This window comes from Bacillota bacterium, from assembly GCA_018818595.1.
In the GTDB taxonomy this organism is placed as follows: domain Bacteria; phylum Bacillota_I; class Bacilli_A; order Izemoplasmatales; family Hujiaoplasmataceae; genus JAHIRM01.
The window spans coordinates 1-20,837 of the sequence record JAHIRM010000013.1; the positions used below are offsets into that span (position 1 = coordinate 1).

Annotated in this window: 21 protein-coding genes; 18 read left to right on the plus strand and 3 right to left on the minus strand. The window is 31.4% G+C overall.

What is annotated here, in order from left to right; all coding sequences use genetic code 11:
• From KJ971_02660 to KJ971_02735, 16 genes are all read left to right on the plus strand, one after another.
• The coding region (locus KJ971_02660) for a hypothetical protein (protein ID MBU1144744.1) at positions 1-364 on the plus strand (364 nt) is incomplete at its 5' end.
• A 91-nt stretch (positions 365-455) separates the two neighbouring features.
• Positions 456-692, plus strand: coding sequence for a hypothetical protein (locus tag KJ971_02665; protein ID MBU1144745.1), 237 nt, complete (start codon positions 456-458; stop codon positions 690-692).
• A 100-nt stretch (positions 693-792) separates the two neighbouring features.
• Positions 793-1,686, plus strand: coding sequence for a hypothetical protein (locus KJ971_02670; protein ID MBU1144746.1), 894 nt, complete (start codon positions 793-795; stop codon positions 1,684-1,686).
• Positions 1,687-1,763: 77 nt separating this feature from the next.
• Entirely contained in the window at positions 1,764-2,228 is a 465-nt protein-coding gene (locus KJ971_02675) for a hypothetical protein (GenBank protein MBU1144747.1), read from the plus strand.
• Positions 2,229-2,248: 20 nt separating this feature from the next.
• On the plus strand, positions 2,249-2,881 hold the full coding sequence (locus KJ971_02680) for a hypothetical protein (protein MBU1144748.1): 633 nt from the start codon (positions 2,249-2,251) through the stop codon (positions 2,879-2,881).
• A gap of 10 nt (positions 2,882-2,891) precedes the next feature.
• The gene (locus tag KJ971_02685) at positions 2,892-4,064 is read left to right on the plus strand and encodes a DUF3800 domain-containing protein (GenBank protein MBU1144749.1); all 1,173 of its coding nucleotides are present in this window, start codon (positions 2,892-2,894) and stop codon (positions 4,062-4,064) included.
• Between the two features lie 98 nt (positions 4,065-4,162).
• Positions 4,163-4,834 (plus strand): hypothetical protein, encoded by a 672-nt coding sequence (locus KJ971_02690; GenBank protein ID MBU1144750.1) that lies wholly within the window; start codon positions 4,163-4,165, stop codon positions 4,832-4,834.
• Positions 4,835-5,332: 498 nt separating this feature from the next.
• Positions 5,333-5,785 (plus strand): class I SAM-dependent methyltransferase, encoded by a 453-nt coding sequence (locus tag KJ971_02695; GenBank protein ID MBU1144751.1) that lies wholly within the window; start codon positions 5,333-5,335, stop codon positions 5,783-5,785.
• 356 nt (positions 5,786-6,141) lie between these two features.
• Positions 6,142-7,269, plus strand: a complete 1,128-nt coding sequence (locus KJ971_02700) for an acyl-protein synthetase (GenBank protein MBU1144752.1) — start codon at positions 6,142-6,144, stop codon at positions 7,267-7,269.
• A 1-nt stretch (position 7,270) separates the two neighbouring features.
• Entirely contained in the window at positions 7,271-8,545 is a 1,275-nt protein-coding gene (locus KJ971_02705; GenBank protein MBU1144753.1) for an acyl-CoA reductase, read from the plus strand.
• Positions 8,546-8,774: 229 nt separating this feature from the next.
• Complete coding sequence (locus KJ971_02710; GenBank protein MBU1144754.1) at positions 8,775-9,713, plus strand: BlaI/MecI/CopY family transcriptional regulator; 939 nt, start codon at positions 8,775-8,777, stop codon at positions 9,711-9,713.
• Positions 9,710-11,305 (plus strand): hypothetical protein, encoded by a 1,596-nt coding sequence (locus KJ971_02715; protein ID MBU1144755.1) that lies wholly within the window; start codon positions 9,710-9,712, stop codon positions 11,303-11,305. Before KJ971_02710 ends, KJ971_02715 begins: the two co-directional genes overlap by 4 nt.
• Before the next feature lie 48 nt (positions 11,306-11,353).
• Complete coding sequence (locus KJ971_02720; GenBank protein MBU1144756.1) at positions 11,354-12,319, plus strand: hypothetical protein; 966 nt, start codon at positions 11,354-11,356, stop codon at positions 12,317-12,319.
• 68 nt (positions 12,320-12,387) lie between these two features.
• Positions 12,388-13,167, plus strand: a complete 780-nt coding sequence (locus KJ971_02725; GenBank protein ID MBU1144757.1) for a hypothetical protein — start codon at positions 12,388-12,390, stop codon at positions 13,165-13,167.
• Between the two features lie 263 nt (positions 13,168-13,430).
• Positions 13,431-13,730, plus strand: coding sequence for a hypothetical protein (locus tag KJ971_02730; GenBank protein MBU1144758.1), 300 nt, complete (start codon positions 13,431-13,433; stop codon positions 13,728-13,730).
• A 58-nt stretch (positions 13,731-13,788) separates the two neighbouring features.
• A complete protein-coding gene (locus KJ971_02735) occupies positions 13,789-14,397 on the plus strand; it encodes an SGNH/GDSL hydrolase family protein (GenBank protein MBU1144759.1) in 609 nt (202 codons plus the stop codon).
• Between the two features lie 84 nt (positions 14,398-14,481).
• Here KJ971_02735 and KJ971_02740 read toward each other — a convergent pair whose 3' ends face one another.
• Positions 14,482-15,516 (minus strand): hypothetical protein, encoded by a 1,035-nt coding sequence (locus KJ971_02740; protein ID MBU1144760.1) that lies wholly within the window; start codon positions 15,514-15,516, stop codon positions 14,482-14,484.
• A 166-nt stretch (positions 15,517-15,682) separates the two neighbouring features.
• Between KJ971_02740 and KJ971_02745 the strand changes: the two genes are divergently transcribed.
• Positions 15,683-16,081, plus strand: coding sequence for a hypothetical protein (locus KJ971_02745; GenBank protein ID MBU1144761.1), 399 nt, complete (start codon positions 15,683-15,685; stop codon positions 16,079-16,081).
• 26 nt (positions 16,082-16,107) lie between these two features.
• Entirely contained in the window at positions 16,108-17,124 is a 1,017-nt protein-coding gene (locus KJ971_02750) for an NAD-dependent epimerase/dehydratase family protein (protein ID MBU1144762.1), read from the plus strand.
• Between the two features lie 88 nt (positions 17,125-17,212).
• Here the strand turns inward: KJ971_02750 and KJ971_02755 are convergent, their stop codons facing one another.
• Positions 17,213-18,694: a hypothetical protein gene (locus KJ971_02755; protein MBU1144763.1), complete on the minus strand. Its 1,482-nt coding sequence runs from the start codon at positions 18,692-18,694 to the stop codon at positions 17,213-17,215.
• 139 nt (positions 18,695-18,833) lie between these two features.
• Positions 18,834-20,828 carry an FAD-dependent oxidoreductase gene (locus KJ971_02760; GenBank protein MBU1144764.1) on the minus strand — a complete coding sequence of 665 codons (1,995 nt, stop codon included), beginning with the start codon at positions 20,826-20,828 and terminating at the stop codon, positions 18,834-18,836.
• Between the last annotated feature and the right edge of the window lie 9 nt (positions 20,829-20,837).

Here is a 20,837-nt window from a genome sequence, read left to right on the forward strand (position 1 = left end):
AAAAAACACTGCAGAGAATGTATCTGATTTGGTAAGCAAAGCTAAGGATATCGTCTTCGATGAAAGTGTCCAGAAAACCATCAAAGAATTCATCATGATTGTCGAAGAAAAGAACAGGCTCGCAAAAGAAAAGGGTGAAGCTTTTCTTGTCGGTGATGACAAAAAACTCGCTGTCGTATCTAGATTAAGCGAGTGGGTAAGCAATCTCACGGGTTCAACAGAGAAAGCCGTAACGTTCGTAGAAACTAATCAATCAAAGATTGAAGCAATCATTGATGACTACATTTCCTTCAGTAACAAGATGCAAGGTAGAGCAACTTTATCAGCAGCTGAGAAAATAATTCAAGAACAATTAAAGAAATGAATAATTGCCATGTTCCATATTTACTGGACATGGCTTTTTTTATTTTAATTTTAGATGTATAATATAAAAAAAGCAATGGGAGGAATTAATAATGACAAAGGGTGAGTTATTTACTTTCAAAGGGCAAAAAGTAACTTTTAAAGTTGTTGATAGTTTTCCTGATTTAAAAGTTCAATTTGTAGATCATTTTGGAGACATGAAAGTAAAAATTTCTGATTCAAAAAGTTTCTCTAAAAAAACGATTAAAATAAAAGTTGTCACAAGTTTTCCGGATGTTAAGCTTGAAAAAGTTAAGAGTTTTGGAGATATTGAAGCTTATATTGAATAATCATTGTGGTGCTAGATATTACATTGTGTATGGGTTCTAGTTAAATGCGGCTTACATGCTGACAGCCACATTTTTTTAATTTCACTAAATGGGGATAATTATGGAGAGAAAAGAATATTTGTTTAAAACTTTATCAAGGACGAAACGTAAAGATGATGAAAACTATGTTCTAAACGCAATTTGGAATAAAGCGAATAATTTGGAATTGATGCCAGTAACTCAGCAATACGTAAGGTGTGGTTCAAGATGGTATCTTATTGACATGTTTTTTCCACAAATCAATTTGGGAATTGAAGTATATGAAGCTGGGCATAACAATTCTGTACAAGCTGATTTGATTAGGTCAGACGAGATTGTTTCAGCTATGATTTATGACAACAGAACAGATTATGATGAAATTGTAATTTATACATCAGAAAATGATATAAACAATATTCATGATCAAATAAATGCCTCAGTCAATAAAATAAATGAAAAGATTAAAACACTTGTACAGCCATTGCATTGGAACACGCATGAAGAGTTTATTTCAATAGTTCGAAATAAAGGGATACTTAGTGTTTTTGACAACATAACTTTTTCAACAATAACACAAGTGTTGAATGAGCTTTTTGACTATGGTCGTAAAGGTGGAAAAGGACCAACAAAAGTATTAATTCCACATAAATTCAATAAAGACTATTCTGTATGGTTTGCACGACGTAACATATTCATCAACGATATTGAATGCGCTGTTAGTGGTTGGATTAATAGATTATCGCTAGATGGTCGTGAAATTATCGAATTTGAAGTTGACAAAAAAGAATCAGCAGGGGATTGGTTCCCAGAAAAAAGAATAACATTCTTGAAGTACAAAAATAATTTAGGAGAAAATGGATATAAGTTTGTCGGAATTTTTGTTAGAGATGGATGGACTTCAACAACATATAGAGGAGATATTGTAAACGCAAGAAAGTATACATTAATGCATGACTGTGTGGATTTGCCTAAATAAATAGGTAGGTCAGCAAAATAATACTAATTACTGATTATCTAGTATCTACAATTGATAATAACTTTCAAGAGGTTAAGATGAATAATTATGAAGTAGCGCTTAATGGTGTAAGGATTGTAGCTAAAATTTTAAATATACCATTACCATATACAAGTTTTTTTGATCCTTCAGATGTATCAAATAAAGAAATAACAGGGATGTATTTATTTGAATCAGATGAGATAGTCTTTAATGAAGAATGGGTTGTAAAATCACCATGGATCGAAGTGATTGTGACAGCTTTTCACGAAACAAGGCATGCCTATCAAGGATATTGCATAAAGAATAAGATATATGAATCACCTGAGACATTGGATATTTGGCATCAAGAATTTACTAATTACTTAAAACCTAGCGGCAAAAACAATGAAAGTGATGATGCAGAGTATTTAAATCAAGCAATAGAGATTGATGCAATTAGATTTACACATCATAAGATTAATGAATTCTTTGGAGTAAGAACGATTATTCCTAAAATCATTGAAGCAATGATAATGGAATAACCACTTTAGGGGGTAAGATTATGTACTATAGAATTGAGAATGAGTTCAAGAAAAACTCATGGTACAAGAGAGATTTGAACTTTATTTTAATTTTATCAGTGAGTTATACTGTACTATCTATATTTTTATCAACAATTTTAGGTAGTATCTGGTATAGCTATGGACTAGCTCTTTTAATCGTACCTTCGCAGTACACTTACATTTTTTTCATTGTGAGAAAATTCAATAACCATGAAGCAAAATATTTTGAAGTAAAAAGCAACGTACAATCGTATATTGATGAAAGAAAATCTCGGGATGCAAAAATGCTCGCAGAAATATGTAAGAAAAATAGCATTAATACACGTCCTAAGGTATTAGAAGCGATTAAACACTATCAAACACTGCTTCCACGAAACATAATCGGTTCTGGTGTTTTTCTAAGTTTGGTTGCTATTATTATTTCAATTGCTGCTTTTTCTTTTAATGAAAACAATACTATATCATCTGAAAGATTTCAATTTATGATGACGTTGTTTTTATTGGTTGGAATTCTCTATGCATTTTTTAAATTTACAGTAAATCAATTTGCATCTTCATTTGGAACTAAAGCATTATATAGAAGAATGGAAGAAATCTTGTCAACGATATATTTTCAATCAATTATTAAGTAGGGTAAAGAATATGGACATCTATTTCGATGAATCGCGTAATACAGGTGAGATTAGCTTTAATGGAAGTACACTTAACTATGGAGACCAACGCTATTTCGTGCTGGTTGGGTATATCGAAAGCCCAAAGACAACAGAGTTATATCAAGAATTTAAAAAAACTTGGCATTCTAGTTTGCAGACGAAAAACCCAAATTCTTTTGAAATGAAGGGCAATGATTTATTAAGAAAAGACAATACAGAAATTCGAGACGAATTTATTAAAAATTTTTGTCACGGAGATAATCTTTATGTAACTGTATATGACAAAAAGTTTTTTTTGGTAACTCAGATGATTAACTGGTTAATATATCGAGTTTGTGATTACGGTGGCGATCTATATGATTTATACGTTCATTTTTGCGAATTACTAATAAAACTCAATGATAACTTTTTGGGTAAATATGTTTCAGTAACAAAGAGTAATGATGTTGTATCTATTGATGAATTCGTTAAGTATGTTATCAATTATAATTACACTGAATGTATCAATTCTCCATTTGAATCATATCTAGTATTACAGTGGAAAAGTGCAATACTAGGTGTTCGAGATTCTGTTGAAAACTACATAATTGAACTTAAAGAAGATAATGTATCGAACGACTGGATCAAAGGTAAAGACAGAAACAACATTGTCAATCTAACTTCCCTAGGTGAAACGATACTAGTTCTTAAGAACAATAATCCCCGACTTACAAACAATCAGATAAGGATACATCATGATAAGATTGAAACTGTCCAAGAATATATCAATGCGAACTGGGATTACAAGAATATTGAATTCATATCGAGTGACAATTCGTTGCAGATACAACTAAGTGATAATATAGCAAGTATTGTTGGCAACTTAGTCAATCGTGTTCTTCCTATTCATAGTGATCGTGATTTAATTAAATTGATGCAGGAAGATTATCAGTGGGTGAAGATTTCATTGAGAAAAATCTTTATTCATATAAACCAAAGAAATACAAAATTTGTAATTCCGATGAGGGAAATGGCAGTAATCAAATCCATTTTATCCGGAATAGAATTTACAAGTTTTGATGAGTTTAAAATAGATGTTCTATCAAGGCTACAATCGCGATTCGAAACAGAAAAAGCTAGACATGTCGATTTATCAGATGCTACAAAAATACTTAAAAGATAAAAATCTAAATTGTGCTATTGACAAATATTATCGTCGGTGATATTCTATTACGATTTAGCATTAGCTAGATGAACAGAGAGGTAAGAGGTATTAAATTTATGTATGAATTTGTTGAAAAGGATGAGTATCAACCGGTTAGGAATATACTAGAGGAAATCATTCATAGAGTTCAAGATTTAGTTAGAGATGAGTTTACATTCCAATATCAACTTATCGGAAGTGGTGGTAGACACTTAATCACTAGAATTAAAGGGGGTAATCAAGGATACGATTTCGATTACAACCTAATTTTGAATGGTCCAGGCGAAGGAAAAATTTGGAAGCCGGAATTTGCAAGAGTCACTATACTGAATGCTTTGAAGGAAGCAATAAAAGAATCACCATATAACGATCCTAATAATAAAACATCAGCACTTTCCATCAAAGTCGTCGACCAAAAAAACAGTAGAATCGTGCATGGTTGTGATTTTGCTGTAGTCTATTATCCCGAGGATCAAGATAGTCATTATTATAAGTATGTTCGGTTCAATAAAGCTGATTCATCATACACTTGGGAAGAGCGTAAGTTGAGTCGAAACGTTGATGAAAAGAGAGACTGGATCGATGTTAATAATCATTGGCAGAAACTAAAAGAAGAATACTTGAAACTGAAGAACAGAAACAGTGACCCCAATAAAGTATCCTTCTCGTTGTATCACGAGGCAGTTCATAATGTGTTTAATTGGTTCAATCAAGAAGACGATGAAGATGATGATGATTGGGATGACTAGTTTGTAAATATTTCCTTTAATTGGGAAAAATATGTTCCCACACTGGAAAAAGTCTGGAATGAGGGAACATAAAATGGCTAAAAATATGTTTCCGACGTACACGAACCGACATATTTTCGAGCAATTAGATATACTCCACGCACGTGGAAAGTGTATCACTTCTTTCTCTAAAATGACCTTGCTTTCCTGTTCTTGTTTTTAGGAATACATAATATATTTAAGAAAACATGCCATCGGATCAAATTTGAGAGAATCCGATGGCATGTTTAATTTTTATTAGAGATTTTTATCTAATTATACTAAAACATTACGATAAATAGATTAAATGGTGTTTTAAGAAATATCTAATGATTCTTTGTTGATAATAAAGAATGAAAAATCATTTATTCTTAAATGTATTTACTAATTTTAGTTATCGTGTTATTTTAGTATTAACGTAACACGCATAGACATTTTTCATGAGTTATTGGGTTTAATAGTAATTAGAGAGGGATTGTTTTGGGCATTCATAATGCATGGGATTGGACGAAAGATCGTTCAAATCGTTGGCTTGTTCCTAGTGAGGATTCGTATTATTTGCTTCATCGATGGAAAGAATTAGGATTCCTTCGTTTATTAGATTTGGGATGCGGTAGAGGTAGGCACGCTGTTCTTTTCGCAAAAAACGGGTTTGATGTATCCGCGATTGATTTATCTTCTGAAAGCGTGAAAGAGTTGTCTGAATATTCCAAACATAAAAATTTGAACATTCAATGTGATGTTGCTGACATGACTTCTTTGCCTTATCCAGATGATTCGTTTGATTGCCTGATGGAGTATCACTCTATTTACCATTCCAACAGAGCAGGAGTTACTAAGGCCCTCTCAGAAATTCGCCGTGTGGTTCGGAAAGGTGGTGAAGTCTTTCGTAACGTTCGGTTCAAGCAAAACTTTGGAATATTATCCAAATAGATGGGATGTTCTTGAACGCAATGTTATTGTCAAGCATGAGGACGGACCAGAAGATGGAATTCCTCATTTCTATCCAGATGCGGAAGACCTAAAAATGTTGCTGCAAGATTTTGATATTCTCCAAACAAGGCACTCACAAAATGTTGATCTTTTCTCTGACACTTGGAAAGGATTTCATTTCTTCATAAATTTAAAAGTTGTGAAGTAACACGCAAAAATCTTTCATAAAATGCATACAATGAAAGTCGCTAAGAAAACATATAAAGTGTTATGTGCATGTATGATATTGATATTAAAATTGGATAAATGATGAATCGTTCATATGAATACTAATTAATTTAAATAGGAGAGTTGTAATGAAAAGAAAATATGTAAGAAAACTTTTTAGAATGAAAAAACCCTATGATTTAGCCAAATCGGAACAGTTATTTGTTCAAGCGATGAGAGAAAATGCAATGTATCATTATACGCATTGTATGGATTATAAACGTATTTTAGATGAAGCTCATTTTGATCCGATAACGATATCTTCCATGGAAGATGTTATAAAAATACCGTTTCTTCCTACACTCTATTTTAAACATCATGAACTCTATTCTAAACCTTTAGGCAGAATGCCGATTAAAGCAACTTCTTCTGGGACATCTTCTGGAGTGTCAAGTAAAATTGCATTAAGTTTTAGTGACTTGTGGCGTGGATTTTTGATGATTAAAAAAATATTTTCATATCATAAGTTATGGTCTTTAAGACCAGTGACCTATTTAATTTTTGGTTTTGAACCTACAAAACACAGTGATGCAGGAATAATGAAAACTGCATTTGGATTTACTTTTGTTGCACCTGCAAAAAAACGAATTTACGCGATAAGATGGAAAAAAGATGGATATAAAGTAGATTTAGATTATATGAAACAACAATTAATTCTTGCTTCTAAGAAAAAAACGCCAATACGCACGATAGGGTTTCCTGCATATACGTACTTTTTACTAAAGGAAATGAATGATGAAGGTATCAAACTACAAATGCCAAAAGGATCCATTGTAACTATCGGCGGTGGTTGGAAACAATTCTATGCTGAAAAAGTAGATAAAATGGAATTTTACAAAATGGTATATGATGCTCTTGGAATAGATGATGCACATATCTTTGAATTCTTTGGAGCTGTAGAACATCCTATTTTGTATACAGATTGTAGAAGTCATCATTTTCATGTGCCTGCATATGCAAGAGTGATTATCAGACACCCAGATACATTTGAACCATTACCAAATGGCAAATTAGGATTAATCAATTTGTTGACACCAATGACAGAAGGAACCCCTTTGTTATCTATCATGACAGATGACTTAGGAATTTTACATGACGAAGGATGCGAATGTGGTGAACATTCTCCCTTTTTAGAAATCATTGGGCGAGTAGGTATAAAAGATGTTGTAACTTGTGCTCAAGGAGCAGAAGAATTACTTTTGAGCAAGGAGGAATAAGATGATTCTCTATAAAGGAAAAATATTAGAAAATATAGAACAAAAGAAAATCATTGAATCTTTAAGAGAAGATTGTTATCAGACGCTATCATCGGTTGAACCACTCCAAAATATAGATGTGATTAAAGCGTGTAATGTATTGGCACAAAAAGTAAAGAATAAAGATTTTGATGACTTAATCATTCCTTTGCTACAAGAATTTGATATTCCATATGACTATTTTTTACAACATATTCCGATGTTTGAAGAACAAGCTCTACTTGAAAAAATCAAATTAGAATTAGGTACAATAAATTTTAAATTAGAATCACTAAATGAAAAAAATATACGTTCGATTGAGCCTCTTGGAATTTTGTTTCATATTGCTGCTGGAAATGTAGATGCATTACCTGCATATTCTGTAATAGAAGGATTACTAGCTGGTAACATTAATATTTTAAAACTCCCTTCAGGTGATAGAGGTGTATCCGTAGCATTATTATCGGAATTGATTCAAATTGAGCCGAAAATAAAAGACTATATTTATGTTTTTGATGTTCCTTCTACAGAAACAGAAACATTGCAAGACTTAGCAAACATTGCTGATGCAATCATTGTATGGGGAGGAGATGCAGCTGTAAAGGCAGTTAGAAGCATGGCGCCAATCAATGCAAAAATCATCGAATGGGGACACAAATTATCCTTTGCTTATGCATCAATTGATGCATCGGATGAAGACTTGATAGGTTTAGCACATCATATTGCTATGACAGATCAAATGCTTTGTTCTTCAGCACAAGGCATATTTGTTGATACAACATCAAGAGTTGAACTTGATCAGTTTGCTTCGAGATTTTTTAAATTATTTGTCGAAGCAAATAAAACACATAAGCCAGTTCCTTATGGAATTAGAAGTAGAAATGCTATTGTATTATATAATGAGAAATTAGAACAATCACATACAAACAAAAAAATATGGAAAACAGATGGTATCAGCGTGATTACTTCAGATGACAGTGAATTAACACTATCGATGTTATACCGTAATGTATGGATTAAGATGTGTCCTAAAGAACATTTTATTCAAACGATTAAACCTCATAAGAATCATATTCAGACAGCAAGTATTTTAACAACTGTAAGTCAGTTTGATGGTTATGCTAATCTAATCAAAAAAACAGGAATTGTGCGTATCACAAAACCATCTGAGATGTCACGCATGGTGGCAGGTGAAGCACATGATGGGCAATATCCTCTCCGCTTGTATACTAGAATTGTTGAACAATATAAACCATAACAGGATAAGCAATAAATTTTAAACCATAAAAATGACATTTTTATGGTTTTTTTATTTGGTTTAATCAAAGAATAGAATAAACTTAATTTCTTTCTACAAGGTTAATTCATATTGGGATTTTTCTTGCAATCATATTTATCTTTACTTGCTATTTATAGATTGACAAACGCAATTTCCTTTGGTAAAATAGGAATATCATTTACAATTGTAAACAATATGGAGGACATTTATGGAAAAACATTATGAAATCACAAATTCTGAATGGGCAGTAATGCGAATTCTATTAAGTAAATCACCTAGAGGTTCTAAAGAAATCATTTCAATTCTTAAAGAACAAAACAATTGGAGTAGTGCCACAGTAAAGACGTTTCTTTCGCGTTTGGTTTCAAAAAAAGTAATCGGCTATGAAACTGTAAAAAATTCGTTTTTATATTATCCTCTTGTGACAGAAATGACTTATGTAAGAGATGAAATGAAATCTTTTTTTTCAAGAATATATGGAAACACCATACATTATGAAACACAACATTTTCAATTTTCTGGGTACAACAATCAAAATTACATTCGTCCACTCGCTTTATCTTTGGAAGAATACTATGAAAAAGTTTCTACAGATTTATCAATTCAATTAAAACGCAAACAAATTATATATATCTATTCAACTCAAAAAGAATTACATTCTGCTTTGGGGTATGAGAATGGTCCAAGTTGGTTAACGGCTGGTCAATTTTGGGAGATTGTTCATTTAACTCCAAAAGATAATTTTACTGGTTCAAACCTTGAATTTGGAGCTTTTCACGCGCTTACACAATTGTTAATCTATTATATTAATCCTAGAGCTCCTTTTTGGCTACTACAAGGAATATCAGCGTTTGAAAGTAATTGGTTGTCTTTTGATGCAATTAAAAAATCAATAATTGAGTTAGGAGATGATTTAAATCGTTACTCCGTAATGCAAATTTCATCAGATGATGATTTATTTAGAATTCAACACGGGTATGAACTGACGTATTCAATGATAGAGTATATAGTGAGTCGTTTTGGAAAAAAAGCTCTTTTGTCTTTATTAAAAACCCCAGAACGTTTGAGATTTATCTTTGAATGTTCAGAAGATGATTTTTGGGACTCGTGGGTAGACTTTGTGAAGTTGAGGTATCAACATTCATGAGAAAAAATTATTTCATACCAAAGAAAATAAGCATAATAATACTAATTATATTATTTGTATTTTTATATGGATGCAATTCGGATTATCCAATATCGATTTCTCAAGACACTTATACATATTTGCCTACGCATGTTTCAATAAGTGAACCACAAGCGAACGAACGTCTTTCACAAGTAATGAGCTATTTATATGAAGAAGATACGGTAAAATATTATTTCTCTGAGACTATCGACTTAACTTTAAGAGACAAATTTATCAATTCTCAAAAATATATTTTAAATTATCTTCAAGCAAAAGGGTACATTGAAAATATACCATCTGCGATGTTCTATGTTCTAAAGGAGTATAATTCAAGAACAGAAAGCGAGAATTCTAAAGCGTTTTTTGATATTGATGATACCTTAACTTACAAACAAATCTTGATTACTTTACAAGCATATTTTGGCGATTTTACAAATTATGGTATGTTATATGGAATAAGCAATATTATCTCAAAAGAACTGAAATGGGAAACGGATAACCCTGTAGTCTCTACTAAAAATATAATTGATTTTACAGAAGCGACTTCAAATCTTGATTATTTTGATTTAACTTACCCTTGTTTTTTAGAAGCATATGTCGGAGAAGTACTTCCGATGATTAAAGCAATATCGATAAGATTAATGACTTATCTAATGAAAAATGAAGAAGTTAACTACGTAGTAGATGTTCTTAATCTTCAAAACGAATCACCTGACTTATATAGACTTAAAGCAAGTGAAATGATAAATAATTGGTTAGAATCAATAGGTAGTACAACAAATGTATCTGCAAGAGATACTTCAATTTCATTTACATATGGAGGGAATAAAACACCATTAATTATTTCTTCAGATCATGCAAAATACTATTTGCTAAACAATTTTACTGAAGTAAGAATGGATGTTACTCAAATAGATTATTTTCATTCAGATTATTTTAAATTAATTGAAGTGATTGTAAATTTAGAACTTGATATGAAGGCATCGGATGAAATTTTTAGTGACTATATGAGGCCAAACGATTTTTTTAGTGTCGTTCTTTGTAGTGAAGCAAAAGTCATAAGTGAATCTAATTCCATTGCTTACTATTCGGAAATAAATCAAACAGCGTATAGTTCTTCAGCGATACCGATATCACATGAATATCTTCATTACTTAACTACGCCTATTAATGAATATAATTGGCAATATGAATCCATTGCAATCTATTATAATCTTGATTCATCTTTTGAGAGAATTACTTCTCAAAATACAATGGATGCAAGGCGTTATTATGAAAGTGCCGAGACAACTGCTTTGCTTGAGTATTTAGGAAGAGATTTTCAAAATGAAGATTTTCCAACATTTTGTGATGTGTTTTATGTGCTTAACGAGTTGAACTCGGTAAGCGCTTCAAATCCATATGCAATGATTTCAATTGCTAATTATGTTAAGAATACTTATGGAGATGAGACGTTAAGAAAAGTATTTTTACAACAAAATACGATTGAAGAAGAAATTTCACTTTCGTGGCAAGAATTAATTGATGAATGGAATCAATGGTTAATAGATCAATATTCATATCTTCGATAAATTTAATACATGATTAGTAGTTCATTACGATAAGAGAGGAATAGATTTATGAAAAAAGAGACTTTAGTAGTTTTATGTTTTATGTTAATTAGTTTATTATTAATTGGATGTAACAACAATACTAGTTCAATAGACATTACTTCGTCTACTACAACCATATCAACAAGTGAAGTAAATTTTGATTATTTAGATCAAATTCTTCCAACCAATGAAGCCATTCGATTTGATTTAGAAAATGGAAACCGTACGTGGTTTTGGAGTGGTTCACCAGTATTCTCTCCAAATGGAAACGAAATGTATTGGACTAAAATTTTTTCTTCTCTTGATGAAGTTGAAATTTGGTATGCAAAAAAAATAGATGGAATTTGGGAACCTGGATCTAAATTAGAAATTGAAGGAATTGATGGATACACAAACTCTCCTGTGTTTAATAACAACGCAGATGAAATGTACTTCATGAACTTGTCTTTAGCAGGTACATATAGAATTTTTAAAGTAATTAAAGTAAATGGAATTTGGTCGAATCCAGAAGCACTAAATATTCCAATTCCGGATAACAAAGTATTAGAATGGAGATTTTCAGTCTCGAATAATAAAAATGTCTTTCTAACGCTTGGATCCTTTGCAGGAGATGAGCCAATTAAAATATATGTATCAACCTATCAAGACGGCACTTACAGCGCACCCGAATCCATAGATATTCTTAATGGAGATGATTTTGGAAGCGGCTCTCCTTATATCGCTTTTGATGAAAGTTATATCTTGTTTGATTCTGGGCGATATGATGGGTTTGGACACCAAGACATCTATGTTAGTTTTAAAGATGATTTTGGAAATTTTATGGAGCCAATCAATCTTGGAAATAAAGTAAATACAAGCGAAGAAGAATCTTATGCACGTATTTCTGAAGATGGAGTATATTTATTTTTTACCGCTAAAAGGTTAGAGGATGTATATTATTATCCTTATTGGATAAGACTTGATGAACTTGAAGCCTTTCAATCTAATTCATAATTTAATTTATAAGAAATTTGGCAAATAATTTCATTTCATAATAACAAAATAAGAAAGGACCACATCAAATGATAAAAAAAGGAATGATTATTTTATATTTTTTATTAAGTCTTTTATTTCTTAGTGGTTGTAATCTTCAAACAACTACTCTTTTAACTGAAGTAATACAAATCGACTATCTAAATCAAACCCCTCCAACAAATGAAAGCATTCGATTTGAGCCAGAAGGATATTTAGCAAGCGATATCTGGTTTTGGCATGGAACACCAGTGTTTTCACCCGAAGGCAATGAAATGTTTTGGACTAAGTATATTAGAGAATCAAGCGAAATTCAAATGTGGTCATCTAAAAAAGTAAATGGCATTTGGTTAGAACCTACAAAATTTGAAATAGATGGCATTGAAGGAGCGTACAATTGTCCTGTATTTGTAGACGACAAACTATATTTTTTGAATGTGAATGGATTAGATTTTACAATTTATCAAGTAACCTTTGTGAATTCAGAATGGGGAAATCCTATTGCACTTGATTTAAATCTTCCAGAAGGCAAAGCACTTGGTTGGAATTTTTCAATGGCAGATAATAAAAACATCTATTTTTCATTGTGGAATGTTGATGGCACTGAAAGCTCAAAAATATATCGTTGCGTATATTCAAATGGAGCATATCAAGAAATAGAAGAACTTTCAGTATTAAATACAGAACAATCTGGAAGTGGTGGCCTTTCATTTCTCCAGATGAAAGTTATCTCATTTTTGATTCTGTTCGAAGTTCAGGATTTGGACAACATGATTTGTATATTAGTTTTAAAGAGGAATCAGGCGATTTTTCTACTCCTGAAAATTTAGGCGATCAAATTAATACTAGTTCAGAAGATTCAAGTGCGAGTATCTCAGAAGATGGAATTTATCTCTTTTTTACATCTTCAAAAAATGAGGATCTAGGATACAACCCTTATTGGATTAGGATTGACGAAATAGAAGTGTTTAAGCAAAGATAAAAGAAATTTTTTGATTCTACATTGGATATTTAATGAGATTTGGTATAATAAGATTTAAGTAGTCTGGCATTTGATTAGATTATTTTAATTTTAATGCTTAAGGAGAATCTAATGAAAAAAACAGTTATTTGGTTATGCGGTATGTCTTTTGTATTTTTACTTGTCACAATTGCGAATACACTAAATGAATTTGAGATTATTTCTTTTACTTCAGTCTTGTTAAAAGATCTGGAACTTTTCACGTTTGTTATCAATCATATTTTTGCACTTATTTGTTTTATTCTGTCAATTAAATTGATCAAAAAAGAAAAAAATAGCTGGTATTTTTTGACTATGATTATTCCAATTGCTATAATCATATTTAGCTGGTACTTATTTGTTGGAAGATTGCTTAATGAAATTTTTTCTTAATAATTTTTTAAATGATTTAAAAGACAAACGCTACAATGCATAAGGAGATATCTATTACATGAAGAACTTAGTTATTCTATTTCAAGGAGATAGTGTCACAGATTGTAATCGAAGAATTCATGATGATTATGGTGAAGGATACGTTCATGAAATTTCAAAAAATTATCCAAACCATACCATTATAAATCGAGGAATAAGCGGAAATAAAACAAGTGATCTTTTTGCAAGATGGCAAAAAGACACAATGGATTTCACTCCAGATATTTTGTGCATTCTTATAGGAATTAATGACGTATGGCATCGGTATGCTTTTGGTACAGGAGAGACGATTACCGATTACGAAAATTATTATCGAAAAATGTTAGAGCAAGTTAAAGAAAAACTTCCAAAAACATTCATTATCATGATGGAACCATTTATGTTTACCGTGGATGACTTTCAAAGAAGTTTTCGAAAAGATTTAGATGAAGAGATTCAAGTAACAAGAATGCTTGCAAGAGAATTTGCAGATGAGTATATTCCTTTAGATGGTTTTTTAGCAGAACAAGCATTAAAGTATAATGAATTTGATTTGTTACATGATGGAATCCATCCAACAGTAAAGGGACATAGTTTGATTGCAAAAGAAGTAATCAATCGAATCGATAAATTAATCATTAAATTATAATTTTTTCATAAAAAAATGGTTGTTCATATTCTTTTAAAAGAATGTTTGAACAACCATTTGTATTCATTTTAATGCATATCTTTTTTAAGGAGTGCTAAAAGTATATTCGTCATACACCGATTGGAGCAAAGATGGAATATTTGTCATAATGCCATCTGCCCCATTTTCAATTAACATTCGCATTACTTCGGGGTCATCAATCGTCCAATAATGTACAGCAATATTATGTTTGTGAGCTGTAGCAATAAATGCTTTCGTTGATAAATTTAAACCGTACTCATCTGTTGGAACTTGTAAAACAGCAATTTTATCAAAGAAGAAAACATCTAGTCTTAATGTATGTAAAACAAAATATTTAGTTACTCCACTAGTTGCTGGAGAAAACAATAAATTGTCGTGATCATTTTTTTGAATGTTTTCTAACTCTTCATAAACTTCTTTATGAAAAGAAGCAAGTACGATTCTAGAAAAAGTGTGGTACTCTTCATCGAGGTCTTCCATTAATTCAATTACCTTTTGAAGCGCTAATAGTCCTGTTTCTCCAGATTGCTTGATTTCAACATTGATAAAATTATCTGGAAAAGAAGTAATTAATTCTTCAAGTGTAGTAGCAAGGAATACCGATTCGTGTCTTGGTAAAATTCCATCAGGATAATTAATATCCAAAGGAGTTACTTCGGATTCTAGGTAATTTGTATATTTTGTGAATTCTTCTGATACATTTATACCGCCTGTAACGGAGTTGCTATAACCAAAATCAACTTCATCGGCTATTAAGTCTGAATAATTTGTTTCAATAATTAAGGCGTTGACTAAATTGGTTTTTCGGTCAAGGCTAACATCATGTGATAATAAAATAACACCATCTTTTGTAAGAGAAACGTCAGTTTCCATCATAACTGATGAATCTATGCTATAAGCATTATAAAAGGCTTCAAGCGTGTTATCAGGAAACTCTTTATTTCCTCCTCCATGAGCAATTAAGAGCGGTTTTGATTCTTCAGAAATAACTAATGGGTTTACAGCTGAAATGCTTTGAGGACGCGGGAAAATCGCAAGTAGCCCATAGATTGAAAGAATCACAATAAAAAAAACTAATATTTTTTTTCGTCTGGTCAAAAGAGATACCTCACATAAATTTATTTTTAAGTATATTATATCATATCAGGTAAAAATAATGTATTATAGTAAATTCATTCTTTTTAATCTGATTTATTGGGTTGATTAAATATTTAGAGTATAATAGAATTGAAATTCAAAAAAAATTAAGAAATGAGTTGAAACAATGTTTGAAGAATTAGGAGAATTTACTGGTGGTTTGATTATCTTTTTTTATTTACTTACTGTTCTAAACTATGTTTTAAAATTTATTACGAAAAAATTTGGAAAGACTTTGAGGAAAGCTCCTAAATTTTACAAAATATATATTGAAATGATGAAATTCATTTTCAAGAATCATCGATTATTTGGCTTAATTACCATTTTATTGGTTTTGACTCATTTTGTGATTCAATTTATAGATAAAGGGATAAGCGTTACAGGGCTGATTGCGGCATCGTGTATGTTTTTAGAGGCAATTCTTGGATCATTTGGTGCATTTACGAAACCTAAAAAGAAAATTTGGTTATATATTCATAGAGGATTGGCGATAATAATTTTTATTGCAATAGTAATCCATCTTTAAGAATGACTATTTTAAAGGAGATATAAATGGAACACAATGTTAAAAAAGTATTTGTTGCAGGAGGAACTGGGTTTTTAGGATATTACTCTTGCCTTCAATTTTTAGAAAGAAATATATTGGTTGATACGATTGCACTTCCTAATGAAATTGATTTAGAAGGCTGGTTTCCAAAATCAATAGGACTAAATTTTGGAAATATGTTTGAAATGAGTAGGGAAGACTTAGTAAAATTATTTTCAAAAAAAGACTATGATACATTTGTTTATGCATTAGGACCAGATGACAGATTTGTTCCAATGAAACCAGCATACACTTTTTTTCATGAAAAACTAGTGATTCAAGCCAAAAAAATTTGCCAAGCTGCAAAAGATGCTAAAATAAAAAGATGTATTATCATGAATTCCTATTTTTCACACTTTGATAGAGTATATCATGGAAAATTATCTAAAAATCATCCATACATTATGGCAAGAAGACAACAAGAACAAGAACTCATTGCTTTGGGTGAACCAAATGTATTTGATGTTATGATTTTAGAACTACCATACATTTTTGGAACAATGCCTTCACGAAAACCACTTTGGCGTGAATTTTTCCTTTCTTATTTTGAAAAATACAAAACCATTTATTTCCCTTGGGGGGGAGGAACTACCGTTATAGATGTAAAAGATGTAGCAAAAGCAGTTGTTGCAGCTGCTTTTAATGGACATCATGGAGGAATTTATTTAATTGGAGATAAAAATCTAACCTTTAAAGAATTAATCTCATTAATGATTGAGGCTTCAAGTTCCAAAAAACGATATAGAAGTGTACCGCCCATTATTGCCGCATTTGGTGCAAAAAAGATTGATAAATTGTCATACTTACAAGGAAAAGAAAGTGGATTAAACCACTTTAAGTTGATGCTTCAAATACAAAATAAAAAATTCTATTGTAATCCTATGCAATACAAAAAGGAATTAGGTTATGATGAATTACATTTCAAAGAAGAAAACGATGTAATAAATTCTATTATGGAAACAATTAAAGCTTGTTACGAATGAGAAAATAGGAAATTAGATATAAAACATAAAAAAAGATAATGAAGTTAAAGTTCATTATCTTTTTTTTACTTAAGATAAGATAAAAAGATTAATTACCTGAATCAAAATCAATAGAAATGCTTGCTATGGTATTTCCTATTGAATTGATATGAATCGTAAAATTAAATAACTCTAATGTGGAGTACCAATCAAAGCTTGGATAAGATGAGGATACAAAACTAGAAGAGGCTTGATACAAATCACTATTTTCTGCATAACCATCAGTGAAAATGTCGTTATCCATGTCCGCTTCAATGATTTCAATTAATTTGTGATTAGTATCGGTATTATTATAATTAAAGATTGAATAATAGGAAGAGGAGTCATCATAGCCTTGATCAATCTCAGCGCTGATATGATAAATAATAATTCCGGAAGTAGAAAAAATGTCATATTTGTCTAATTCATTCAATCCAGTGGGGGTGTAATAACTTATAAGTAAATATTCATCAAAAATAGTATTATTCCATTCATCTATTAACAAGATGACTTCGCCATCTTCTAAAAATGGAGCGATATCGACTGTCATAGATTCGGTGACCACAAGAGGTGTAATCCAACCTAAAAGTATTTTTGAGAAAGGATTGTGATCTCCTACGGTATTATCCATCATGTCAGCTCCGCCTAATCCACCACTATTATAATAATCAGAAGAATCATAATCGTAGTAATCATCAAGGCCTAACATATGGCCTGTTTCATGTATAATGGTTCTAGCATTAAGGTTTTCATTTCCTTCTAAAAAGAAATCTGTACCTGCCCATGCAAAATAATAAGGTTCTTTGTTTTGAAAAGTATCTCCTTCGTAAATATAGATATCTTGATAAGCCCACCATAAGTCAGAACCCGATTCATAGCTTACAGGAGTAGAATAGATTACATAAATTCCATCAATATAAGAATCATTATTTTGGTCATATTGTGAATAATCAATATCACCTGCATAATTAGATAGCAATTCATAAATTAAATCAGAATCTGGATAAGTTACTTCATCTTCTCCATACAGCCAATCATCATGTACATAGTCCCATGCATATAATTTTTCATATTCATCTGCATAGTAACTTGCAGGATAGTCTGCCATATAATAACCAAACACATCAGCAGTAATATTTAATTGATTAAAAGAGCTTTTTAAGTAATAACTATTTAGAGATTCATAATCAAGATTGGAACTAGATCCATTAAAGGCAAGTTCAATGTCTTCTACCGAAACGCCAGTGTCTTCTTTTGGATAATCACTAAATTCTACAACAAAAACTAATACTTTTACATTTCCAGTTGCTGGAATTCCAACAACATCAATCTCATCTTGTAATGTGGAGTAATTGCTAGGAATAATTGGTGATTCTGTAGAAGCAGACGTTGTTTGAGATGTAGTTGTACTAACTTGAGATGTAGTTGTACTAGCGGGGGTTGAACTAGTTAAAAAAGTAGTGGTCGTAGAAGCAGTAGTAAGCATATCACAAGCGTATGCACTAAACCCAAATAAAAATAATATCATTGTTAAAAATAATCTTTTCTTCATAAAAAAACCTCCAAAGTTGTAAAATATTATATCATATTTTGAATAAAATAATAATATAATCTTTTCTTTTTTGAAACTTTTTTACAAATAAAAACCTTGTAGTTTATATAAAATTCACTACAAGGCTTTTCAGTGTAAATTAATTTTTAGGTCTTTGTTTTAAAGTCAATTTAGGAGTGTTTTCTTTGATTGCAACTCTTAAAGCAGATAAATATTCACTTGTTTCCTTTTTCTTAGCTTTTTTGTACAAATATTCATCGATTCCTTGAGCACCTCGGTGACCGTCCGCAACTCCACTAATAATATCTGGACCTCGCATGATGTCTCCTCCAGCAAATAGCCAATCTAGACCTTCAACTTGTCCAAATTCATTTGTTTTAATTTTCCCTCTAACCATTGTGATTTTTTGTTTGATTGTTTCAGGAATATATTCATAATCTGGAGCTTGTCCAATTGATACATATACTTGTAATGCATCAATTACTTGTTCTGTGTTTTGATCAAATTGAGGATTAAAACGACCTTCATTATCAAATACACTTACACATTTCCAAACTCTTAACCCTTTTACTTTGTTATTTTCAAGAACGACTTCTTGAGGTCCATTTCCTAGGAGTAATTTAAGCCCTTCTGCTTGACCTTCTTCAAATTCATCTAAACTTGCAGGAAGAATTTCTCTTGATTCAAGTGAAGTTAAAGTAACGTTTGCTTTTCCAAATTTTAAAATTTGTAGTCGAATTAAATTTCTAGCAACGTCAAATGCTACATCACCACCGCCTATGACTACTGCACTTTCTAAAATATTCATATCTTCAATTTTTATGGATCCTCTTGAAAAATCTCTAGCTCTTGGTAAGAAATCCATTGCACCAATCACATCAGGATGATTTGCCCCTGGAATGGTTAAGTTTCTAGCTTTAAAGAATCCTGTGCCTAAGAAAACGGCATCATATTTTTTTTCTAAATCTTCTAAAGCAATGTCTGTTCCAACTCTAGTATTTGTTAATATATTCACACCAATTCTTTTCAAAAAATTAATGTCTTTATCAACGGAAGCATCTGGTAAACGATAGGCAGGGGCGCCATATCTCATAACGCCACCCGCAAGTGGTTTTTCTTCAAAAACATCTACGGTATACCCTAAAGCTTTTAAATAATAAGCAGCACCAAGCCCAGCAGGACCAGATCCAACAACAGCAATTTTGGCATCTATAATTTCAGAAACAGGTTCTGATATTATGGATTCATACATGTCTTCTGGGGCAGAATCAATGATGTATCTTTTTAACCATCTAATAGCAATTGCTTCACCTCTTACAGCGATAGCGCAAGCTGTTTCACAGTTATGAGTACAAACTCTACCACATACACCTGGTAGTGGATTGGTTTCGTATATTTGTCTTAATCCGCCTTCAATATCATCTTCCCAAATGGATTTTATGTATTGAGGTATATGCATTTGCACAGGACAACTACTTGTACAAACGCCACATTCAACACAACGAGATGCCTCTTGTTTTGCGGCTTCTTTTGAAAAACCTTTTACGACTTCCATGTAACTGTTAATTCTGGTAGTCGCTTCTAAGTGTTCCATAGGAATTCTTTTTAAGTCTAATAATTCGCTTACCTCATCTTTTACCCAACCTTGTTCAACTGATTCACCTTGCCATGTTTTTTCAGGCATCAAAATAAATTTATCAGGATCGGTCGAAGCATAAATATATTCTTTGCTCATCTTTAATGATTCAGTAGTACAAGTATCAACACATAAAGCGCAAAAACAACATCTTCCATAATCTATAACTGGCCTTTGTTGATGCTTTCCTAATTCTTCTTTTACATCTAATCTTTCGACCATGGTAATTGCTTCAGTAGGACAAATTTCAGCACAAGTTCCGCATCCAATACATTTTTCCCAATCATTGGTATGAAATCCTCTTAAATTATCAGGAGCAGTTCTTGGATTGGATTCGAGTCTTAATTTGGATTTTATGATGGCATTATCATTTAAATAACTTGCATTTTTCTTTGTGAAGATATCATTAAAGGAATGACTTACTGGTTTTCTTAAGAGATATTTGAAATGTCTCATTGAATTAAAAATACTTACTGTCCGATATTTTTTCTTTTCCATAATATTCTC